This is a genomic window from Leifsonia sp. T36S-04, assembly GCF_042465655.1.
Classification (GTDB): Bacteria; Actinomycetota; Actinomycetes; order Actinomycetales; family Microbacteriaceae; genus Leifsonia.
This window is the reverse complement of sequence record NZ_CP146286.1, coordinates 1,393,465-1,410,190: the sequence shown is the minus strand read 5'-3', so window position 1 is coordinate 1,410,190 and position 16,726 is coordinate 1,393,465. Positions and strand designations below refer to the sequence as shown.

At 68.5% G+C, this 16,726-nt stretch carries 17 protein-coding genes; 7 read left to right on the top strand and 10 right to left on the bottom strand.

The features are described 5' to 3' along the window. Nucleotides 1-27: 27 nt before the first annotated feature. Genes P3F85_RS06860 through sufB form a run of 5 tightly spaced genes read right to left on the bottom strand, consistent with a single transcriptional unit; the run spans nucleotide 28 to nucleotide 4,163 of the window. Nucleotides 28-357, bottom strand: coding sequence for a metal-sulfur cluster assembly factor (locus tag P3F85_RS06860; RefSeq protein WP_374010495.1), 330 nt, complete (start codon nucleotides 355-357; stop codon nucleotides 28-30). A gap of 23 nt (nucleotides 358-380) precedes the next feature. Continuing rightward, nucleotides 381-1,190 (bottom strand): Fe-S cluster assembly ATPase SufC, encoded by an 810-nt coding sequence (gene sufC / locus P3F85_RS06855; protein WP_374010494.1) that lies wholly within the window; start codon nucleotides 1,188-1,190, stop codon nucleotides 381-383. A gap of 2 nt (nucleotides 1,191-1,192) precedes the next feature. Further along, nucleotides 1,193-1,522: a non-heme iron oxygenase ferredoxin subunit gene (locus P3F85_RS06850; RefSeq protein ID WP_374010493.1), complete on the bottom strand. Its 330-nt coding sequence runs from the start codon at nucleotides 1,520-1,522 to the stop codon at nucleotides 1,193-1,195. Continuing rightward, nucleotides 1,522-2,748 (bottom strand): Fe-S cluster assembly protein SufD, encoded by a 1,227-nt coding sequence (gene sufD / locus P3F85_RS06845; protein WP_374010492.1) that lies wholly within the window; start codon nucleotides 2,746-2,748, stop codon nucleotides 1,522-1,524. Before sufD ends, P3F85_RS06850 begins: the two co-directional genes overlap by 1 nt. Next, on the bottom strand, nucleotides 2,745-4,163 hold the full coding sequence (sufB, locus tag P3F85_RS06840) for a Fe-S cluster assembly protein SufB (RefSeq protein WP_374010491.1): 1,419 nt from the start codon (nucleotides 4,161-4,163) through the stop codon (nucleotides 2,745-2,747). The genes sufD and sufB overlap by 4 nt, the downstream gene beginning before the upstream one ends. Before the next feature lie 344 nt (nucleotides 4,164-4,507). Between sufB and P3F85_RS06835 the strand changes: the two genes are divergently transcribed. Further along, nucleotides 4,508-5,449, top strand: a complete 942-nt coding sequence (locus tag P3F85_RS06835) for a heme A synthase (RefSeq protein WP_374010490.1) — start codon at nucleotides 4,508-4,510, stop codon at nucleotides 5,447-5,449. Here P3F85_RS06835 and P3F85_RS06830 read toward each other — a convergent pair. Further along, nucleotides 5,423-5,983, bottom strand: a complete 561-nt coding sequence (locus P3F85_RS06830; RefSeq protein ID WP_374010489.1) for a GNAT family N-acetyltransferase — start codon at nucleotides 5,981-5,983, stop codon at nucleotides 5,423-5,425. The genes P3F85_RS06835 and P3F85_RS06830 overlap by 27 nt on opposite strands. A gap of 66 nt (nucleotides 5,984-6,049) precedes the next feature. Then, a complete protein-coding gene (locus P3F85_RS06825) occupies nucleotides 6,050-6,970 on the bottom strand; it encodes a heme o synthase (RefSeq protein WP_374010488.1) in 921 nt (306 codons plus the stop codon). Between the two features lie 299 nt (nucleotides 6,971-7,269). On the opposite strand from P3F85_RS06825, the gene tkt reads away from it, so the two are divergent. Genes tkt through pgl form a run of 6 tightly spaced genes read left to right on the top strand, consistent with a single transcriptional unit; the run spans nucleotide 7,270 to nucleotide 15,419 of the window. Then, entirely contained in the window at nucleotides 7,270-9,360 is a 2,091-nt protein-coding gene (tkt, locus tag P3F85_RS06820; RefSeq protein WP_374010487.1) for a transketolase, read from the top strand. Between the two features lie 27 nt (nucleotides 9,361-9,387). Beyond that, on the top strand, nucleotides 9,388-10,518 hold the full coding sequence (gene tal, locus P3F85_RS06815; protein ID WP_374010486.1) for a transaldolase: 1,131 nt from the start codon (nucleotides 9,388-9,390) through the stop codon (nucleotides 10,516-10,518). Next, complete coding sequence (locus P3F85_RS06810; protein WP_374010485.1) at nucleotides 10,515-12,125, top strand: glucose-6-phosphate isomerase; 1,611 nt, start codon at nucleotides 10,515-10,517, stop codon at nucleotides 12,123-12,125. Before tal ends, P3F85_RS06810 begins: the two co-directional genes overlap by 4 nt. A gap of 23 nt (nucleotides 12,126-12,148) precedes the next feature. Next, on the top strand, nucleotides 12,149-13,690 hold the full coding sequence (gene zwf / locus P3F85_RS06805) for a glucose-6-phosphate dehydrogenase (RefSeq protein WP_374010484.1): 1,542 nt from the start codon (nucleotides 12,149-12,151) through the stop codon (nucleotides 13,688-13,690). Further along, entirely contained in the window at nucleotides 13,687-14,652 is a 966-nt protein-coding gene (locus P3F85_RS06800; protein ID WP_374010483.1) for a glucose-6-phosphate dehydrogenase assembly protein OpcA, read from the top strand. The genes zwf and P3F85_RS06800 overlap by 4 nt, the downstream gene beginning before the upstream one ends. Beyond that, nucleotides 14,649-15,419 (top strand): 6-phosphogluconolactonase, encoded by a 771-nt coding sequence (gene pgl, locus P3F85_RS06795; RefSeq protein ID WP_374010482.1) that lies wholly within the window; start codon nucleotides 14,649-14,651, stop codon nucleotides 15,417-15,419. Before P3F85_RS06800 ends, pgl begins: the two co-directional genes overlap by 4 nt. A 19-nt stretch (nucleotides 15,420-15,438) precedes the next feature. Here the strand turns inward: pgl and P3F85_RS06790 are convergent, their stop codons facing one another. From P3F85_RS06790 to secG, 3 genes are all read right to left on the bottom strand, one after another. Continuing rightward, complete coding sequence (locus P3F85_RS06790; protein WP_374010481.1) at nucleotides 15,439-15,873, bottom strand: hypothetical protein; 435 nt, start codon at nucleotides 15,871-15,873, stop codon at nucleotides 15,439-15,441. A gap of 205 nt (nucleotides 15,874-16,078) precedes the next feature. Continuing rightward, nucleotides 16,079-16,444: an RNA polymerase-binding protein RbpA gene (locus P3F85_RS06785; RefSeq protein WP_374010480.1), complete on the bottom strand. Its 366-nt coding sequence runs from the start codon at nucleotides 16,442-16,444 to the stop codon at nucleotides 16,079-16,081. 26 nt (nucleotides 16,445-16,470) lie between these two features. Further along, nucleotides 16,471-16,716: a preprotein translocase subunit SecG gene (secG, locus tag P3F85_RS06780; protein ID WP_018191139.1), complete on the bottom strand. Its 246-nt coding sequence runs from the start codon at nucleotides 16,714-16,716 to the stop codon at nucleotides 16,471-16,473. Between the last annotated feature and the right edge of the window lie 10 nt (nucleotides 16,717-16,726).

Genomic DNA, 16,726 nt, shown 5'->3' with positions numbered 1-16,726 from the left:
CGAGGAACGGATGGCTGGGAAGGTAAGTCAGATGGCGAAGCCGAGGGCGCGCATCATGTCGCGGCCGTCGTCGGTGATCCGCTCCGGACCCCACGGCGGCATCCACACCCAGTTGATGCGGAACGCCTCGACGATGCCGTCGAGGCTCTCGGCGGTCTGCTCCTCCAGCACATCGGTGAGGGGGCAGCCGGCACTGGTCAGCGTCATCGAGATGATGAGCGCGTTGTTCTCGTCGTCCCAGGCCAGATCGTAGATGAGACCGAGGTCGACGACGTTGATCCCGAGTTCGGGATCCATGACGTCTTTCAGCGCCTCCTCGACCTGGTCGAAGAGCGCGGGGCTCAGCGTGGCGGGCATGTTGGGATTCTACCTCTCGGTCCTCAGGACTCGGTGGGTGCGGCGGCGGCCAGCTCGGCGGCGGATGCCGATGCGGGCTCGGGGGCGTCGACGTAGCGGTCGTAGCCCTCCTCCTCCAGGCGGTCGGCGAGCTCGGGACCACCCTGCTCGGCGATCCGGCCGGCGACGAACACGTGCACGAAGTCCGGCTTGATGTAGCGCAGGATGCGCGTGTAGTGCGTGATCAGGAGGATGCCGAGGCCGGTGTTCGCCTTGGCGCGGTTCACGCCCTCCGACACGATCTTCAGCGCGTCGACGTCGAGACCGGAGTCGGTCTCGTCGAGCACGGCGAACTTCGGCTTGAGGAGTTCGAGCTGCAGGATCTCGTTGCGCTTCTTCTCGCCGCCCGAGAAGCCCTCGTTGACGTTGCGCTCGGCGAAGGAGGAGTCCATCCGGAGCGCGCTCATCGACTCGCGCACGTCCTTGACCCAGCTGCGGATCGAGGGCGCCTGGCCGTCGATCGCGGTCTTGGCAGTGCGAAGGAAGTTCGTGTTGGTCACGCCCGGGATCTCGACCGGGTACTGCATCGCCAGGAAGAGGCCGGCGCGAGCGCGCTCGTCGACGGTCATCGCGAGCACGTCGGCGCCGTCGAGCGTGATGGTGCCCTGCGTGACGGTGTACTTGGGGTGGCCGGCGATCGTGTAGGCGAGCGTGGACTTGCCGGAGCCGTTCGGGCCCATGATCGCGTGGATCTCACCCTCGTTGATGGTGAGGTCGACGCCGTTCAGGATGGGCTTGGTGCCCTGGTCCGTCTCGACGGTGACGTGGAGGTCGCGGATCTCGAGGACTGACATGGTTACTTGGTCTCTTTCGGAACGCTGGGGTCGATGTAGACGTCTCCGTCGATGATCTCGACGGAGAAGACGGGAACCGGCTCGTAGGCCGGGAGGTTGAGGGGCTTGCCGGTGACCAGCGAGAACTGGGAGCCGTGCGCCCAGCACTCGAGGGTCTCGTCCTCGACGAAGCCTTCGGACAGCGAGATCTCGCCGTGCGTGCAGGTGTCGCCGATGGCGTGGATGGTGCCGGCCGAGTCTTTGACGACCGCGATCGGGACGCCGTCGAGCACCACGCGTGTTGCCTGGTTCTCGACGAGTTCTGCGACGGCCGCGGCGCGCTGGCCCGCCATCAGCGCCCTGCCCCGACGGGAGTCGCCTGCAGCTCGTCCTCGATCTTGGCCTGCAGCCGCTCCTGGAGCGCCGGCGAGCCGATCTGCTGCACGATCTCCGACAGGAAGCCGCGCACGACCAGGCGGCGCGCCTCGTCCTCGGTGATCCCGCGGGACTGCAGGTAGAACAGCTGCTCGTCGTCGAAGCGACCCGTCGCGCTCGCGTGACCGGCTCCGACGATGTCGCCGGTCTCGATCTCGAGGTTCGGGACGGAATCGGCGCGCGCGCCGTCGGTGAGGACGAGGTTGCGGTTCTGCTCGTAGGTGTCGGTGCCGACGGCCTTCGGGCCGATCAGGACGTCGCCGATCCAGACTGCGCGAGCGCCAACGCCCTGGAGCGCGCCCTTGTAGGTCACGCGGCTGCGGGTCTCGGGGCCGTCGTGGAAGACGTAGACCTGCTGCTCGAGGTGCTGCGACGCGTCCGCGAAGTAGGCGCCGAGCAGTTCGGCGTTCGAGCGCGCGCCGCCGAGGTGGACCGACGGGTTGAGGCGGACGACAGCGCCACCGAGGGTGACGGCGACATGCTTGAGGCGCGCACCCTCCGCCAGCTCGGCGAAGTGGGCCGCCACGTGGAGTGCGTCATCGTCCCACTCCTGAAGAGAGACGACCGTGAGGTCGGCGTCCTTCCCGAGCACGAACTCGACGTTCTCCGTCAGGTGAGCCGGACCGGTGTTCTGCAGGATCAACGTCGCGACGGCGCCAGGAGCGACCTCGACGATCGTGTGCGCGGCGCGCGGTGCACCGCCCAGCGCGGAGCGCGCGAGCGTGATCTCGCGGTGGTCGCCGTCACTGCCGTCGGCGCCGCGGTCGGCGCTGATGCTCACCAGGAGCGCCTGCTCGAACGCCGTCCAGGCGTTGGCGGAGGCCCGATCCTCCGGCTTGCCCGCCGAACCGATACGCGAGTCGCCGCGGCCGACCCACAGCGTGGAGAAGCCCGTCGCGCCGGTCACGTCGTAGGCGTACGTCGAACCGTCGAGCTCGCCCGCGGTCAGCTCCTGGATGCGCGCGACCGGCGTGTACTTCCACATCGGCTCGCGTCCGGTCACGGCCGGGAAGTCCGTCACCTCGGTCGAGGTGAACCGGCCAGAACGGGTCTGGACGGGGACAGGCGCGCGCAGGTGCGTCGGAGCCGGCGCGGCCGTCTCGGTCGGGGACTGGGCGGTCTGCGTCTGCTGGGTCTGCGTCATCCCACGGAGCCTTCCATGCCCATCTCGATGAGCTTGTTGAGTTCGAGTGCGTACTCCATCGGGAGTTCCCGCGCGATCGGCTCGATGAAGCCGCGGACGATCATGGCCATGGCCTCGTCCTCCGGCATGCCGCGGGACATCAGGTAGAAGAGCTGCTCCTCGCTGACCCGCGACACGGTGGCCTCGTGGCCGAGCTGGACGTCGTCCACCCGGATGTCGATCGCGGGGTAGGTGTCGGAGCGCGAGATCGTGTCGACCAGTAGCGCGTCGCAGCGCACGGTGTTGGCGGAGTGGTGCGCGTTCGCGTCCATCCGCACCTCGCCGCGGTACCCGGCACGTCCGCCGCCGCGGGCGATCGACTTGGAGACGATCGACGACTGCGTGTACGGCGCCATGTGGATCATCTTGGCGCCCGCATCCTGGTGCTGGCCCGGGCCGGCGAAGGCGACGGAGAGGGTCTCGCCCTTGGCGCGCTCGCCCATCAGGTAGATCGACGGGTACTTCATCGTGACCTTGGAGCCGATGTTGCCGTCGATCCACTCCATCGTCGCGCCCTCGGCCGCGGTGGCCCGCTTGGTGACGAGGTTGTAGACGTTGTTGGACCAGTTCTGGATGGTCGTGTAGCGCACGCGGGCGTTCTTCTTCACGATGATCTCGACGACCGCGGAGTGCAGCGAGTCGGACTTGTAGATCGGCGCGGTGCAGCCCTCGATGTAGTGGACGTAGCTGCCCTCGTCGGCGATGATCAGCGTCCGCTCGAACTGGCCCATGTTCTCCGTGTTGATGCGGAAGTAGGCCTGCAGCGGGATATCGACGTGGACACCCGGAGGCACGTAGACGAAGGAGCCGCCGGACCAGACGGCCGAGTTGAGGGCGGCGAACTTGTTGTCACCGCTCGGGATGACAGTGCCGAAGTACTCCTCGAAGAACTCGGGGTGCTCGCGGAGGGCCGTGTCGGTGTCCATGAAGATCACGCCCTGGGCTTCGAGCTCCGCGTTGATCTGGTGATACACGACCTCGGACTCGTACTGCGCCGCGACTCCGGCGACGAGGCGCTGCCGCTCCGCCTCCGGGATGCCGAGCTTCTCGTACGTGTTCTTGATGTCGTCGGGCAGGTCTTCCCAGGTCTGGGCCTGCTTCTCGGTGGAGCGGACGAAGTACTTGATGTTGTCGAAGTCGATCTCCGACAGGTCGGCACCCCAGGTCGGCATCGGCTTGCGCTCGAAGAGCTGGAGGGCCTTCAGGCGGCGCTGGAGCATCCACTCGGGTTCGTTCTTCAGCCCCGAGATGTCGCTCACCACCTGCGGAGAGAGGCCGCGGCGCGCGGACGCACCGGCAGCGTCGGAATCCGCCCAGCCGAACTCATACTGCCCCAATGAGGCGAGCTCGGGCCGATCGATCAGGATGTCTGACATATCTACCTCGTTTCCTTCCACTCGTAACCGGATATCAGTCCGGCCCATTCCCCTTTTCTGTGCACGGCTCACGGCGGGCAGTTCGAGGTTCGTGGTTGTGCGGGTGGCAGTGTGTGCGTACTAACACCGTGTGTACCAACACGCGCGTACCTAAACTGTTCGAAGACACGGGCCGCGATGCCTCGGCCAAGGGCGGAGAAACCGCCCGACGGCACGCGCACGGGGGCGCGTTCTTCGAACCCACCAATTCTACAGGTGCCGCGCGGTAAAAGTAGAGGCGCGGCTGCGCGTTGCCCGAGTATCCGCACCCCGACACCGGTTTCAGCACCGAGGAAGACCGAGACATGAAGCGCATCATCGCCTGGCTGCCCGACCATCTGGACAGGCGGACCCGTGTCGTCGCCTGGATCTACCTGGCCGCTCAGGTGCTGCTGGTCGCCACAGGAGGCGCGGTGCGCCTGACCTCCAGCGGCCTCGGCTGCCCGACCTGGCCGAAGTGCACGGCGGATTCCCTGGTCAACACGCCCGAGATGGGCATCCACGGCGTCATCGAGTTCGGGAACCGCGTCCTCGGCGGCGTCCTGGCCCTCCTCGCGATCGTCGCCTTCCTCCAGGTCGTCAAGCTCTACCGCACGCGCCGCGACCTGTTCTGGCTCGCGCTCGTCGCCGGCCTCGGCGTCCCGTTCCAGGCCGTCCTCGGCGGCATCACCGTCCTGACCGGGCTCACCTGGTGGGTGGTCGGGATGCACTTCGTCACGTCGATCGTCCTGGTCGCGCTGACGACCTCGTACCTGGTGCGCGTGTACGCGGTTCCCGGCCCACGTGTCCGTGCGGTCCCGGGATGGTTCGCCGTCGTGGCGTGGATCACGAGCGTCGTCGTGCTGGTCACCATCCTCGTCGGCATCGTCACCACCGGGGCGGGCCCGCACGCGGGCGACTCCAAGACCCCGCGCAGCGGACTGAACCCCGAGATCCTGCAGCATGTGCACGCGATCCCGGCCTACGTCACCTTCGCGCTCACCCTGGTGCTCGTGGTCGGGTCGTTCCGGTACCGGACGACGCCGGTGCACCGCTTCACGCAGTACCTGCTCGCCGTGGAGGTGCTGCAGATCGCGGTGGGACTCATCCAGGCGAACACCGGGCTGCCCGGCATCCTCGTCGGGCTCCACATGACCTTGGCGGCGCTGCTGGCCGCCTGCATGACGGCGATCATGCTGTCGCTCACGGCGCCGGTGGAGCGGATGACCCCGCAGACCGACTCAACCGCGCGCGTGGTCGCGGCGTAGGGTCCCGACGCGCGCCTCGCGCAGTTCGCCGTGCAGCTCGACCGTGGTCCGGATCCCTTCGCTGAACCCGAAACCCGCCGCGACGGCGAGGCGTCTGCTCGCGTCGTTGCCCGGCACGTACTCCCAGTTCAGCCGGTCGAAGCCCAGCCCCGCGGAGTCGAGCGCGTAGCCGGAGACCGCTACGAGCGCCTCGCGCATGTAGCCGTTGCCACGCGCCCACGGGCCCGACCAGCAGCCGAGCGAGGCGGAGCCCGCGCGGTCGTCGCGGCGGACCTCCAGCGCGCCGAGCAGGCGGCCGCCCTCACGGAGGTGCAGTCCCCAGACGGTGTACCGGCGGCTGGCGATGCCGTGCGGGCAGTACGAACGCACGAAGAACTCGGCGCTCTCGCGCAGGTAGGGGGTGGGCAGCGGCACCCAGGCCTGAGTCTCGGGATCCTGGCACGCCTCCAGCACGTCCGGGATGTCGTCCTCCGTCGGCGGACCGAGGACGAGTCGCGCGGTCGCCAGGTGGGAGGTCAGCAACGGTGCCGTCATGCGCACATGCTAGGGGTGCGCGGGGGTCTACGGCACGCCCTGGACCGGATCATGCCGGCCCGGTCGTCAGAACGGGAGCAGCGGGTCGATCGCGACGGCGAGGAAGATCAGTGTGAGGTAGGCGATCGAGCCGTGGAAGACGCGCATCGGCGACACCGCCTCGTGGCGGATCGCCAGGTTGTAGAGGCGGTGCGACTCGTACAGGAACCAGCCTCCGGCGACCAGCGAGACGGCGATGTACAGCAGGCCCATGTCGGCTACGGGGATCAGCAGCAGCGAGCAGGCGACCATCGCCCACGCGTACAGGATGACCTGGAGACCGACGACGGCGCGGCCCCGCACCACGGCGAGCATGGGGACACCCGCCTCCTGGTAGTCGGAGCGGTACTTCATCGACAGCGGCCAGTAGTGCGGCGGTGTCCAGAGGAAGATGATCCCGAACAGGATGAACGGTGCCCAGTCGAGCGAGCCCGTCACCGCGGCCCAGCCGATCAGCACCGGCATGCATCCGGCGACGCCGCCCCAGACGATGTTCTGCGGGGTCCGGCGCTTGAGAATCAGCGTGTAGAAGACGACGTAGAGCAGGATGGCCGCGACGGACAGCGCGGCGGCCAGCCAGTTCGTGAAGAAGCCGAGCACCAGCACCGATGCGATGCCCAGCGCCCAGGCGAACACGAGCGCCTCGCGGTCCGAGAGCTCGCCGGTGACCAGCGGGCGGTTCTTCGTGCGGCGCATCACGCGGTCGATGTCGCGGTCGATGTAACAGTTGAACGCGCCGGCCGAACCCGCACTCATGTACCCGCCGACGACCGTCGCGAGGACCAGCCAGAGGTTCGGGATGCCGTTCGCGGCGAGGATCATCGTCGGCACCGTCGTCACGAGAAGCAGCTCGACGACGCGCGGCTTGGTGAGGGCGACGTACGCCTTGACCTTGCGAGCGACGCCGATGCGGCCCGGTGCGACACGGCTCTCTACAGCGACGTCCATTGCTCCTCGGTGTTGTTCAGATGGGGTTGTTCAGATGCGCTCGGCGGATGGGTTCGAAACCCCGGGCAAGTCTACGGCACGTAGAGGCGGAGCCGGGCGGATACCCGCTGTACGCCTCTGGCACAACCGTCTGAGGGAACACCCCACGTTTCGTGCGTGTTACCTATACTTGGGAGTGCTCGCCAGCCGAAGCCCTGCCGGGGCCCGGCGCCGATGACGTCCACGGCGCGCACTACCTCAACCGGTGCGGGTTTCCCAACGACGACCCTCACCTATTTCTACGAAGGGTCAGTTTTCACGTGGCAGCACTGCAGTGGGATTCCATTGACAACAAGGCGGTAGACACGGCTCGCGTCCTCGCGGCCGATGCGGTGGAGAAGGTGGGCAACGGGCATCCCGGAACCGCCATGAGCCTGGCCCCCGCCGCCTACCTGCTCTTCCAGAAGGTGATGCGCCGCGACCCGCGCGACCAGCACTGGCTCGGCCGCGACCGGTTCATCCTGTCGGCCGGACACTCCTCGCTGACCCAGTACATCCAGCTCTATCTGGGCGGCTACGGTCTCGAGCTCGACGACCTGAAGAAGCTCCGCACCTGGGGCTCCCTCACCCCCGGCCACCCCGAGTACGGACACACCGACGGCGTGGAGATCACCACCGGACCACTCGGTCAGGGCATCTCCTCCGCCGTCGGTTTCGCTTATGCCCAGCGTTTCGAGCGCGGCCTGTTCGACCCGGACGCGGCCCCCGGCACGAGCCCCTTCGACCACCACATCTATGTGATCGCGTCGGACGGCGACCTCGAAGAGGGCGTCAGCTCGGAGGCGTCGTCGCTCGCCGGCCACCAGGAGCTCGGCAACCTCATCGCGATCTACGACAGCAACCAGATCTCGATCGAGGACGACACCGACATCGCCTTCACGGAGGACGTCAAGGCGCGCTACGAGGCGTACCACTGGGATGTCCAGGTCGTGGACTGGAAGAAGACCGGCGTCTACAAGGAGGACGTGGAGGAGCTCTTCACGGCCATCGAGAACGCCAAGGCCGTCACCGACAAGCCGTCGCTGATCATCCTGAAGACGATCATCGGCTGGCCGTCGCCGAAGAAGCAGAACACCGGCAAGATCCACGGATCGGCCCTCGGCGCCGACGAGCTGCGCGCCGTCAAGGAGGTGCTCGGCTTCGACCCGGAGCAGACCTTTGAGGTCGCCGACGAGGTGCTCGAGCGCACCCGCGGTGCGATCGAGCGCGGCGCCGAGGAGCGTGCCGAGTGGCAGAAGGGCTTCGACGCCTGGGCCGAGGCCAACCCCGAGCGCAAGCAGCTGCTCGACCGCCTGCTGTCCGGCGAGGCTCCCGAGCTCGAGAGCGTCCTGCCCGTCTTCGAGCCGGGCAAGGACGTCTCCACCCGCGCCGCCAGCGGCAAGGTGCTCAACGCCATCGCGCCGGCCATGCCGGAGCTGTGGGGCGGTTCCGCCGACCTCGCCGAGTCGAACAACACCACCATCGAGAGCGCCGCGTCGTTCGTCCCGAGCGAGCGGTCGACGCACGAGTGGACGGGCAACCCCTACGGGCGCGTGCTCCACTTCGGCATCCGCGAGCACGCGATGGCCGCGATCATCAACGGCATCGTCCTGCACGGACCGACCCGTCCGTTCGGCGGCACGTTCCTCATCTTCAGCGACTACCAGCGCCCGTCGCTGCGTCTCTCGGCGCTGATGAACATCCCGTCGATCTTCGTCTGGACGCACGACTCGGTCGCGCTCGGTGAGGACGGCCCGACGCACCAGCCGATCGAGCAGCTGTCGACGCTGCGCGCCATCCCGAACTTCTCGGTGGTGCGTCCCGGCGACGCGAACGAGGTCGCCTGGGCGTGGAAGACCATCCTGGAGCGCCGCAACGGCCCGGCCGGCATCGCGCTGACCCGCCAGAACATCCCGGTGTTCGAGCGCGGCGAGGGCGACGCCGAGGGCGACACCCTCGCGTCGGCGAAGAACGTCGCGAAGGGCGCGTACATCCTGGCCGAGGCGCCGGGTGGCACGCCGGACGTGATCTTCATCGCCACGGGGTCCGAAGTGCAGATCGCTCTCGAGGCCCGCGAGGTGCTGCGCGGCGAAGGCGTCAACGCCCGCGTCGTGTCCGCCCCGAGCCTGGAGTGGTTCGCCGAGCAGTCCGCCGAGTACCAGGAGCACGTGCTCCCGGCGGCGATCAAGGCCCGCGTCTCGATCGAGGCCGGCCTGGCGCTCGCCTGGGACAAGATCGTGGGCGACCACGGCCGCAGCGTGTCGATCGAGCACTTCGGTGCGTCGGCCGACTACAAGACGCTGTTCCGCGAGTTCGGTATGACCACCGAGCACGCCGTGTCCGCCGCGAAGGAATCGCTCGCGTCGCTCTGAGCGCGGGCAACGAGGAGATAAGAAGAAATGACCGACACCACTTCCACCACCCAGTCCCCCACGGCCGCGCTCTCCGCGGCGGGCGTCAGCATCTGGCTCGACGACCTCTCGCGTGAGCGCATCAACAGCGGCGGCCTGCAGAAGCTGATCGCCGAGAAGAACGTGGTCGGCGTGACCACCAACCCGACGATCTTCGCCGCGGCCCTCGCCAAGGGCGAGGCGTACGACGAGCAGGTCCGCGAGCTCGCCGCCGCGGGTGTGAGCGTCGACGAGGCGATCTTCGAGATCACCACCGACGACGTCGCCAAGGCCAGCGACATCTTCAGCGAGGTCTTCGAGGCGTCCGACGGCGTCGACGGCCGCGTCTCCATCGAGGTGGAGCCGGGCCTCGCGCACGACGCCGCGGCGACCGTGGAGACGGCCAAGAAGCTCAGGGCGAAGGTCGACAAGGACAACGTCATGATCAAGATCCCTGCGACCGTCGAGGGGATCGAGGCCATCGCCGACACCATCGCAGAGGGCATCAGCGTCAACGTGACGCTGATCTTCAGCCTCGAGCGCTACCGCCAGGTCATCGACGCCTACCTCACCGGCCTCGAGCGGGCCCAGGAGGCGGGCATCGACCTCTCCGGCATCCAGTCGGTCGCGTCGTTCTTCGTCTCGCGCGTCGACACCGAGGTGGACAAGCAGCTCTCGGCACTCGGCACCGACGAGGCGGAAGGCCTCAAGAGCAAGGCCGGCATCGCCAACGCGCGCCTCGCCTACCAGGTGTACGAGCAGGAGTTCGCCACCGACCGCGCCAAGCGCCTGGTCGAGGCCGGCGCCAACGAGCAGCGTCCGCTGTGGGCCTCCACCGGAGTGAAGGACCCGAGCCTCCCCGACACGCTGTACGTCGAGGCACTGGTCGCGCCCAACGTCGTGAACACGATGCCCGAGAAGACGCTCGACGCCACCTTCGACCACGGGAACATCACCGGAGACACCGTCACCGGGACCTACGCGGAGTCGCAGGCCGTGCTCGACAAGCTGGCCGAGCTCGGCATCAGCTACGACGAGGTCACCGCAACGCTCGAGCGCGAGGGCGTCGACAAGTTCAACGTGTCGTGGGGCGAGCTCGTCGAGACCGTGAAGAACGCCCTCGAAGGAGCGGCCAAGTGACCTTTCGCATCCATGTGACCGGTGCGGCGGCCGAGGCCGTCCGCACCGTGGTCCCGCAGCTGGTGGCCGACCGGGTCGCCTCGGGCATCACGGCGCAGGATCCGGCCCTCTGGGGCCCGGACGCCGAGGCCGAGGCAAGCAAGCGCCTGGGCTGGACCGAAGCGGTCGCGATCTCGCGGCCCCTCGTGGCCGAGATCGACGCGCTGCGCGGCGAGCTGCACGCCAAGGGCATCAACCACATCGTGCTGGGCGGCATGGGCGGCTCCTCGCTCGCGCCGGAGGTCATCACCCGCACCGCCGAGGCCGAGCTGACCGTGCTCGACTCGACCGACCCGGGCCAGGTGCTCGCCTCGCTGCGCGACCGGCTGGAGGCGACCGCCCTGGTCATCTCGTCCAAGTCGGGCTCGACGCTCGAGACGGACAGCCAGCGCCGCGTCTACGAGAAGTGGTTCCAGGACGCCGGCATCGACCCGCGCGAGCGCATCATCGTAGTCACCGACCCGGGGTCGCCGCTCGACCAGTCGGCACGTGAGGCGGGCTACCGCGTGTTCAACGCCGACCCGAACGTCGGCGGCCGGTACTCCGCGCTGACCGCGTTCGGCCTCGTGCCGTCGGGACTCGCCGGAGTGAACATCTCCGAGCTGCTCGACGAGGCGGAGGCGACCCAGATCGAGCTCGCCGTCGACAACGAGCAGAACCCCGGCCTGGTGCTCGGCGCCGCGATCGCCGGTACCAACCCGCTGAAGGACAAGCTGGGCATCGTCTCGGACGGCACCCACATCGTCGGTTTCGCCGACTGGGCCGAGCAGCTGATCGCCGAGTCCACCGGCAAGCAGGGCACGGGCCTCCTCCCGGTCGTTCTCGACACGCTGGCACCGGAGCTCGAGTCGAAGCCGGCCGACCTGCAGGTCGTGCGGCTCGTCGCCAATGCGGAGGCACACCACCTCTTCCCGGCCGACCGCCACGAGGGCGAGATCCTCGTCTCCGGAAGCCTCGGCGCCCAGCTGATCGTCTGGGAGTACGCCGTAGCGGTCGCCGGTCGCCTCCTGGGCATCAACCCGTTCGACCAGCCCGACGTGGAGGCCGCCAAGGTGGCCGCGCGCTCGCTGCTCGACAACCGCCCGGAGCCGGTCACACCGGCGTTCACCGCCGGTGGCATCGAGGTCCGCACCACGGGTTCGTTCCTCGGTTCGGCCACTACGCTCGACGCCGCTGTGGATGCGCTGCTCGCTCAGCTCGGCCCGGACGGCTACGTGTCGGTCCAGGCGTACGTCAACCGCATCGCCCTCCCCCAGCTCTCAGGCATCCGCGACCTGCTGGCGGCGAAGGCGGGACGGCCGGTCACCTTCGGGTGGGGCCCGCGCTTCCTGCACTCCACGGGTCAGTTCCACAAGGGCGGTCCCTCGGTCGGCGTGTTCCTGCAGATCACGGCGACGCCGTCCGAAGACCTCGAGATCCCCGGCCGCCCCTTCACCTTCGGGCAGCTCATCCAGGCACAGGCCGCCGGCGACGCCAGCGTGCTCGGCGAGCACGGCCGCCCGGTGCTGACCCTGACGCTCACGAACCCCGAGGCGGATGTCGTCTCGCTGTTCGAGGCCGTCAACTGAGTCCGAATAAGGAGACCAGTCACTTGTCACCGGTGGAAATCACTCCGGAGTTCAACCCGTTGCGGTTGCCCTCCGACCGCCGCCTCAACCGCATTGCGGGCCCCAGCAGCCTCATCATCTTCGGCGTGACAGGTGACCTGTCCCGCAAGAAGCTGATGCCCGCGGTGTACGACCTCGCGAACCGCGGCCTGCTGCCGCCCGGGTTCTCCCTCGTCGGGTTCGCCCGGCGCGACTGGGAGGACCAGGACTTCGAAAAGGTCGTCTACGACGCGGTCAAGCAGTACGCACGCACGCCGTTCGACGACGATGTGTGGCAGCAGCTCGCGCAGGGCATCCGCTTCGTTCCGGGAGAATTCGACGACGACGACGCTTTCCGACGTCTCAAGCAGACCGTCGAAGAGCTGGATGTGGAACGCGGCACCATGGGCAACCACGCGTTCTACCTGTCCATCCCGCCGAAGGCCTTCCCGATCGTCACGGAGCAGCTGAAGCGCTCCGGGCTGGCGGACCAGTCCGGCGACGGCTGGCGCCGCGTCGTCATCGAGAAGCCGTTCGGTCACGACCTGCAGTCGGCTCGCGAGCTGAACGCGGTCGTCGAGACCGTGTTCCCGCCGGACTCGGTGTTCCGGATCGACCACTACCTCGGCAAGGAGACGGTCCAGAACATCCTGGCGCTGCGCTTCGCCAACGAGCTGTACGAGCCGATCTGGAACGCGAACTACGTCGACCACGTGCAGATCACCATGGCGGAGGACATCGGCGTGGGCGGCCGTGCCGGCTACTACGACGGCATCGGGGCGGCGCGCGACGTCATCCAGAACCACCTGCTGCAGCTGCTCGCGCTCACGGCGATGGAGGAGCCCATCTCGTTCAACGCCGCGGACCTCCGCGCCGAGAAGGAGAAGGTGCTCGCCGCCGTCCGGCTGCCGAAGGACCTCTCGACCTCCACCGCCCGCGGCCAGTACGGCAGCGGCTGGCAGGGCGGCGAGAAGGTCGTCGGCTTCCTCGAGGAGGACGGGATGAATCCCCACTCCACGACCGAGACCTACGCGGCCATCAAGCTGGACATCGGCACCCGCCGCTGGGCCGGCGTCCCGTTCTACCTGCGCGCCGGCAAGCGCCTGGGCCGCCGCGTCACCGAGATCGCGGTCGTGTTCAAGCGTGCTCCCCAGCAGCTGTTCGCGGAATCGCAGACCAGCGCGCTCGGCCAGAACGCGCTCGTGATCCGCGTGCAGCCCGACGAAGGTGTGACCATCCGCTTCGGCTCGAAGGTCCCCGGCGCCGGTATGCAGGTGCGCGACGTGAGCATGGACTTCGGCTACGGCCACGCGTTCACGGAGGCCAGCCCCGAAGCGTACGAGCGACTCATCCTGGATGTGCTGCTCGGCGACCCGCCGCTGTTCCCCCGCCACGAGGAGGTCGAGCTCTCCTGGAAGATCCTCGACCCGATCGAGGACTTCTGGGCCACGCAGGGCCAGCCCGAGCAGTACCGCCCCGGAACCTGGGGCCCGAAGTCGGCTGACGAGCTGCTCGCTCGTGACGGCCGCGTCTGGAGGCGTCCATGATCGTCGATCTTCCCGCAACGACCGTCAGCAACATTTCGAAGGCGCTCGTCAAGATCCGCGAGGAGGGTGGAGCCGTTGCCCTGGGCCGCGTCCTCACCCTCATCATCGCCACCCACCTGGGGCAGGAGGAGGAGGCGATCGAGGCGGCTAACGACGCCTCCCGCGAGCACCCGATGCGCGTCATCGTCGTCTCGACCGACGACGACGGCGTCCACAAGGGCGACGAGGCACGCCTCGACGCCCAGATCCGCGTGGGCGGTGACGCGGGCGCCAGCGAGGTGATCGTGCTGCGCGCCTACGGCGAGACCGCCAGCGACGAGGAGGGACTGGTCACCGGCCTGCTCCTCCCCGACGCCCCGGTCGTGGTCTGGTGGCCGGGCATCGCGCCCGAGAAGGCGTCCACCTCGCCCCTCGGCCGCATCGCGACGCGCCGGATCACGGACGCGTCGGCTCAGCCGAACCCGCAGGACTTCCTGTTCCACCTGGGCCAGACGTACGCTCCCGGCGACACCGACTTCGCCTGGACCCGCCTGACCCTGTGGCGTGCACAGCTCGCCGCCGTCCTCGACCAGCCGCCCTACGAGCCCATCACGGGCGTCGACGTTGCGGGTGCCGCGGACTCCCCCTCGACGCTCCTCCTCGCCGCGTGGCTGCGGCTGCAGCTCCAGGTGCCGGTGAAGTACGACCTCGCCTCGCGCGCGATCGGCTCCGGCGGCATCCACGGGGTGAAGATGGAGCGGGCGTCCGGCGTCATCGAGCTCCAGCGCGAGGTCCCGAACGTCGCGCACCTCTCGCAGCCGGGACAGCCATCGCACGACCTGTCCCTGCCGCGCCGGAGCCTGCGTGACTGCCTCGCCGAAGAACTGCGTAGGCTGGACCCGGACGACCTCTACGGAGAGGTGATCACGAAGGGTCTCGCACTGCTGGAGACCTCAGACGAAGGAGCAGGCGCCAGGGCATGACGAACGAACGGCGGGTGCTCGTCCACCCCGACAAGGAAGCCCTTGCGGCATCGGTGGCGGCGCGTTTCCTCACCAAGACGATCGACATCCTCGACGACCTCGGCCGCGCGAACATCGCGCTGACCGGCGGAACGATGGGCATCGCGGTCCTGGAGGCGGTCAACTCCTCCCCCGCCCGCGACACCATCGACTGGTCGAAGGTGCACTTCTGGTGGGGCGACGAGCGGTTCGTGCCGCGGGACGATCCCGAGCGGAACGAGCGCCAGGCGCGCGAGGCACTGCTGGACCACATCGCCGTTCCGCCGGAGAACGTCCATCCGTTCCCGGCGTCGGACGAGATCCCGGACATCGACGAGGCAGCGCGGGTGTACGCGGCTGAGCTCGAGGCGTTCGGCACGGACGGGCTGCCGATTCCGAAGTTCGACATCATGTTCCTCGGCGTGGGACCGGACGGGCACATCGCGTCCCTGTTCCCCGACCGCCCGGGAATCCGGGAGACCGAGCTCGCGGTGATCGCCGAGCGCGAGTCGCCGAAGCCGCCGCCGCAGCGGCTCAGCCTGACCCGTCCGGTGATCAACTCCTCGGACCGCATCTGGCTGGTGCTGGCCGGCACCGACAAGGCCAGCGCCCTCGGCCTCGCCCTCGCAGGCGCCAGCTACACCGAGGTCCCGGTCGCCGGGGCGAAGGGCCGCAAGCGCACCGTGTTCTTCGTGGACAAGGATGCTGCGGTCGACGTTCCCGAGAACCTCATCGCTCCGAGCTACTGAGGGCAGCTACTGACTCCGGCTACTGGCTCCAGCCGCTGACTCGCTCCCGGAGTGTCGTCAGGCGCGCGCAGGGCGCGCCGGTGAGTGGTCCGCGACTGCGGATCGCCAACCGGTCGCGCCCTGCGGTGCTGATGCCCCGGTCGAACGCGTGCGTCAGCAGGTGCAGGTAGAACGCCAGCAAGCGCGACGCCTCGTCTCTGACTTCGGCGTCGGGTCCGGTCAGGTCGAGTTCGTCGGCCCAGTGCTGCAGCTCGGCGAAGGCGACGCGAAGGCGAAGGCTCCGTCGAGCGTCCGCGGCGGTCGGTGGGGCGCCGTGGTCGTACTGCGTCAGCAGGCGCTCTGCGGCCTCCGCCGACTCGATCGCGTGCGCGAGCACGCCCAGCAGGCTCGCGCGGCCGACCTGATCCCCAAGTGCGCGCGCAACGCCAGCGCTGTCGTCCCCCGCTCCCCGCATCCCGCACCTCCACTGGCACGCAGTGTAGCCGCACCGCGGGCCGAGCATTCGTGCCGAATGTGCGTTGTGACTCCCCCAGAGCGACGATTCGTGACGAATGTACGTTTTGACACCCCCAGAGCGACGATTCGTGACGAATGTCTTGCCTGCAGGCGCAAAGAAGGCCGCCCACCTGAGGGGTGGACGGCCTTGGTGCGCGAGGGGGTTACTCGCTCGTGGGGCGACCGCGGCGGGTGCGCAGCTGGTTGAGGGCGTCTTCGAGCAGCTGCTCGGCCTCCTCCTCGCTGCGGCGCTCCTTCACGTAGGCGAGGTGCGTCTTGTACGGCTCGGCCTTCGCGACCGACGGCGGGTTCTCCTTGTCGCGGCCGGCGGGCAGGCCGGAGGACGGCGAGTCGATGACGTCGGGGATCTCCTCCTCGGGGAGGTTGGCCGCGAAGTAACGGACGGTCTCGTTGCCGAGCGCGTCCCAATAGGACACGGCGACGCGCTCCGCGTGGAAACCGCGGTCCTGCTCGCCCATGGGACCCGCGCCGACGCGCGAGCCGCGGATTGCACTGCCTCCGGAAGCCATGCTGTTCTCCTTCTACAGTGACGCGCTTACGCGCTGAACTTGGTGATCAAACCGAGCACCACGATGCACGTGATCCAGATCAGGCCAAGGATGACCGTGATCCGGTTGAGGTTGCGCTCGGCGACGCCCGACGCGCCGAGGTTCGAGGTGACGCCGCCGCCGAACATGTCGGAGAGACCGCCGCCGCGACCCTTGTGCAGGAGGATGAGCAGCGTCAGCAGGAGGCTGGTGATGCCCAGCAGCACCTGCAGGACGACCTGGAGAATGAGCACAGGAAACCTT

Excerpts from the sequence above, each read along its gene's own strand:
- sufC (WP_374010494.1), bottom strand. The coding sequence starts at position 1,190 with ATGTCAGTCCTCGAGATCCGCGACCTCCACGTCACCGTCGAGACGGAC.
- P3F85_RS06835 (WP_374010490.1), top strand. The coding sequence starts at position 4,508 with ATGAAGCGCATCATCGCCTGGCTGCCCGACCATCTGGACAGGCGGACC.
- sufD (WP_374010492.1), bottom strand. The coding sequence starts at position 2,748 with ATGACGCAGACCCAGCAGACGCAGACCGCCCAGTCCCCGACCGAGACG.
- P3F85_RS06785 (WP_374010480.1), bottom strand. The coding sequence starts at position 16,444 with ATGGCTTCCGGAGGCAGTGCAATCCGCGGCTCGCGCGTCGGCGCGGGT.
- pgl (WP_374010482.1), top strand. The coding sequence starts at position 14,649 with ATGACGAACGAACGGCGGGTGCTCGTCCACCCCGACAAGGAAGCCCTT.
- sufB (WP_374010491.1), bottom strand. The coding sequence starts at position 4,163 with ATGTCAGACATCCTGATCGATCGGCCCGAGCTCGCCTCATTGGGGCAG.
- P3F85_RS06825 (WP_374010488.1), bottom strand. The coding sequence starts at position 6,970 with ATGGACGTCGCTGTAGAGAGCCGTGTCGCACCGGGCCGCATCGGCGTC.
- P3F85_RS06850 (WP_374010493.1), bottom strand. The coding sequence starts at position 1,522 with ATGGCGGGCCAGCGCGCCGCGGCCGTCGCAGAACTCGTCGAGAACCAG.
- P3F85_RS06790 (WP_374010481.1), bottom strand. The coding sequence starts at position 15,873 with ATGCGGGGAGCGGGGGACGACAGCGCTGGCGTTGCGCGCGCACTTGGG.
- tal (WP_374010486.1), top strand. The coding sequence starts at position 9,388 with ATGACCGACACCACTTCCACCACCCAGTCCCCCACGGCCGCGCTCTCC.
- P3F85_RS06830 (WP_374010489.1), bottom strand. The coding sequence starts at position 5,983 with ATGACGGCACCGTTGCTGACCTCCCACCTGGCGACCGCGCGACTCGTC.
- P3F85_RS06800 (WP_374010483.1), top strand. The coding sequence starts at position 13,687 with ATGATCGTCGATCTTCCCGCAACGACCGTCAGCAACATTTCGAAGGCG.
- P3F85_RS06860 (WP_374010495.1), bottom strand. The coding sequence starts at position 357 with ATGCCCGCCACGCTGAGCCCCGCGCTCTTCGACCAGGTCGAGGAGGCG.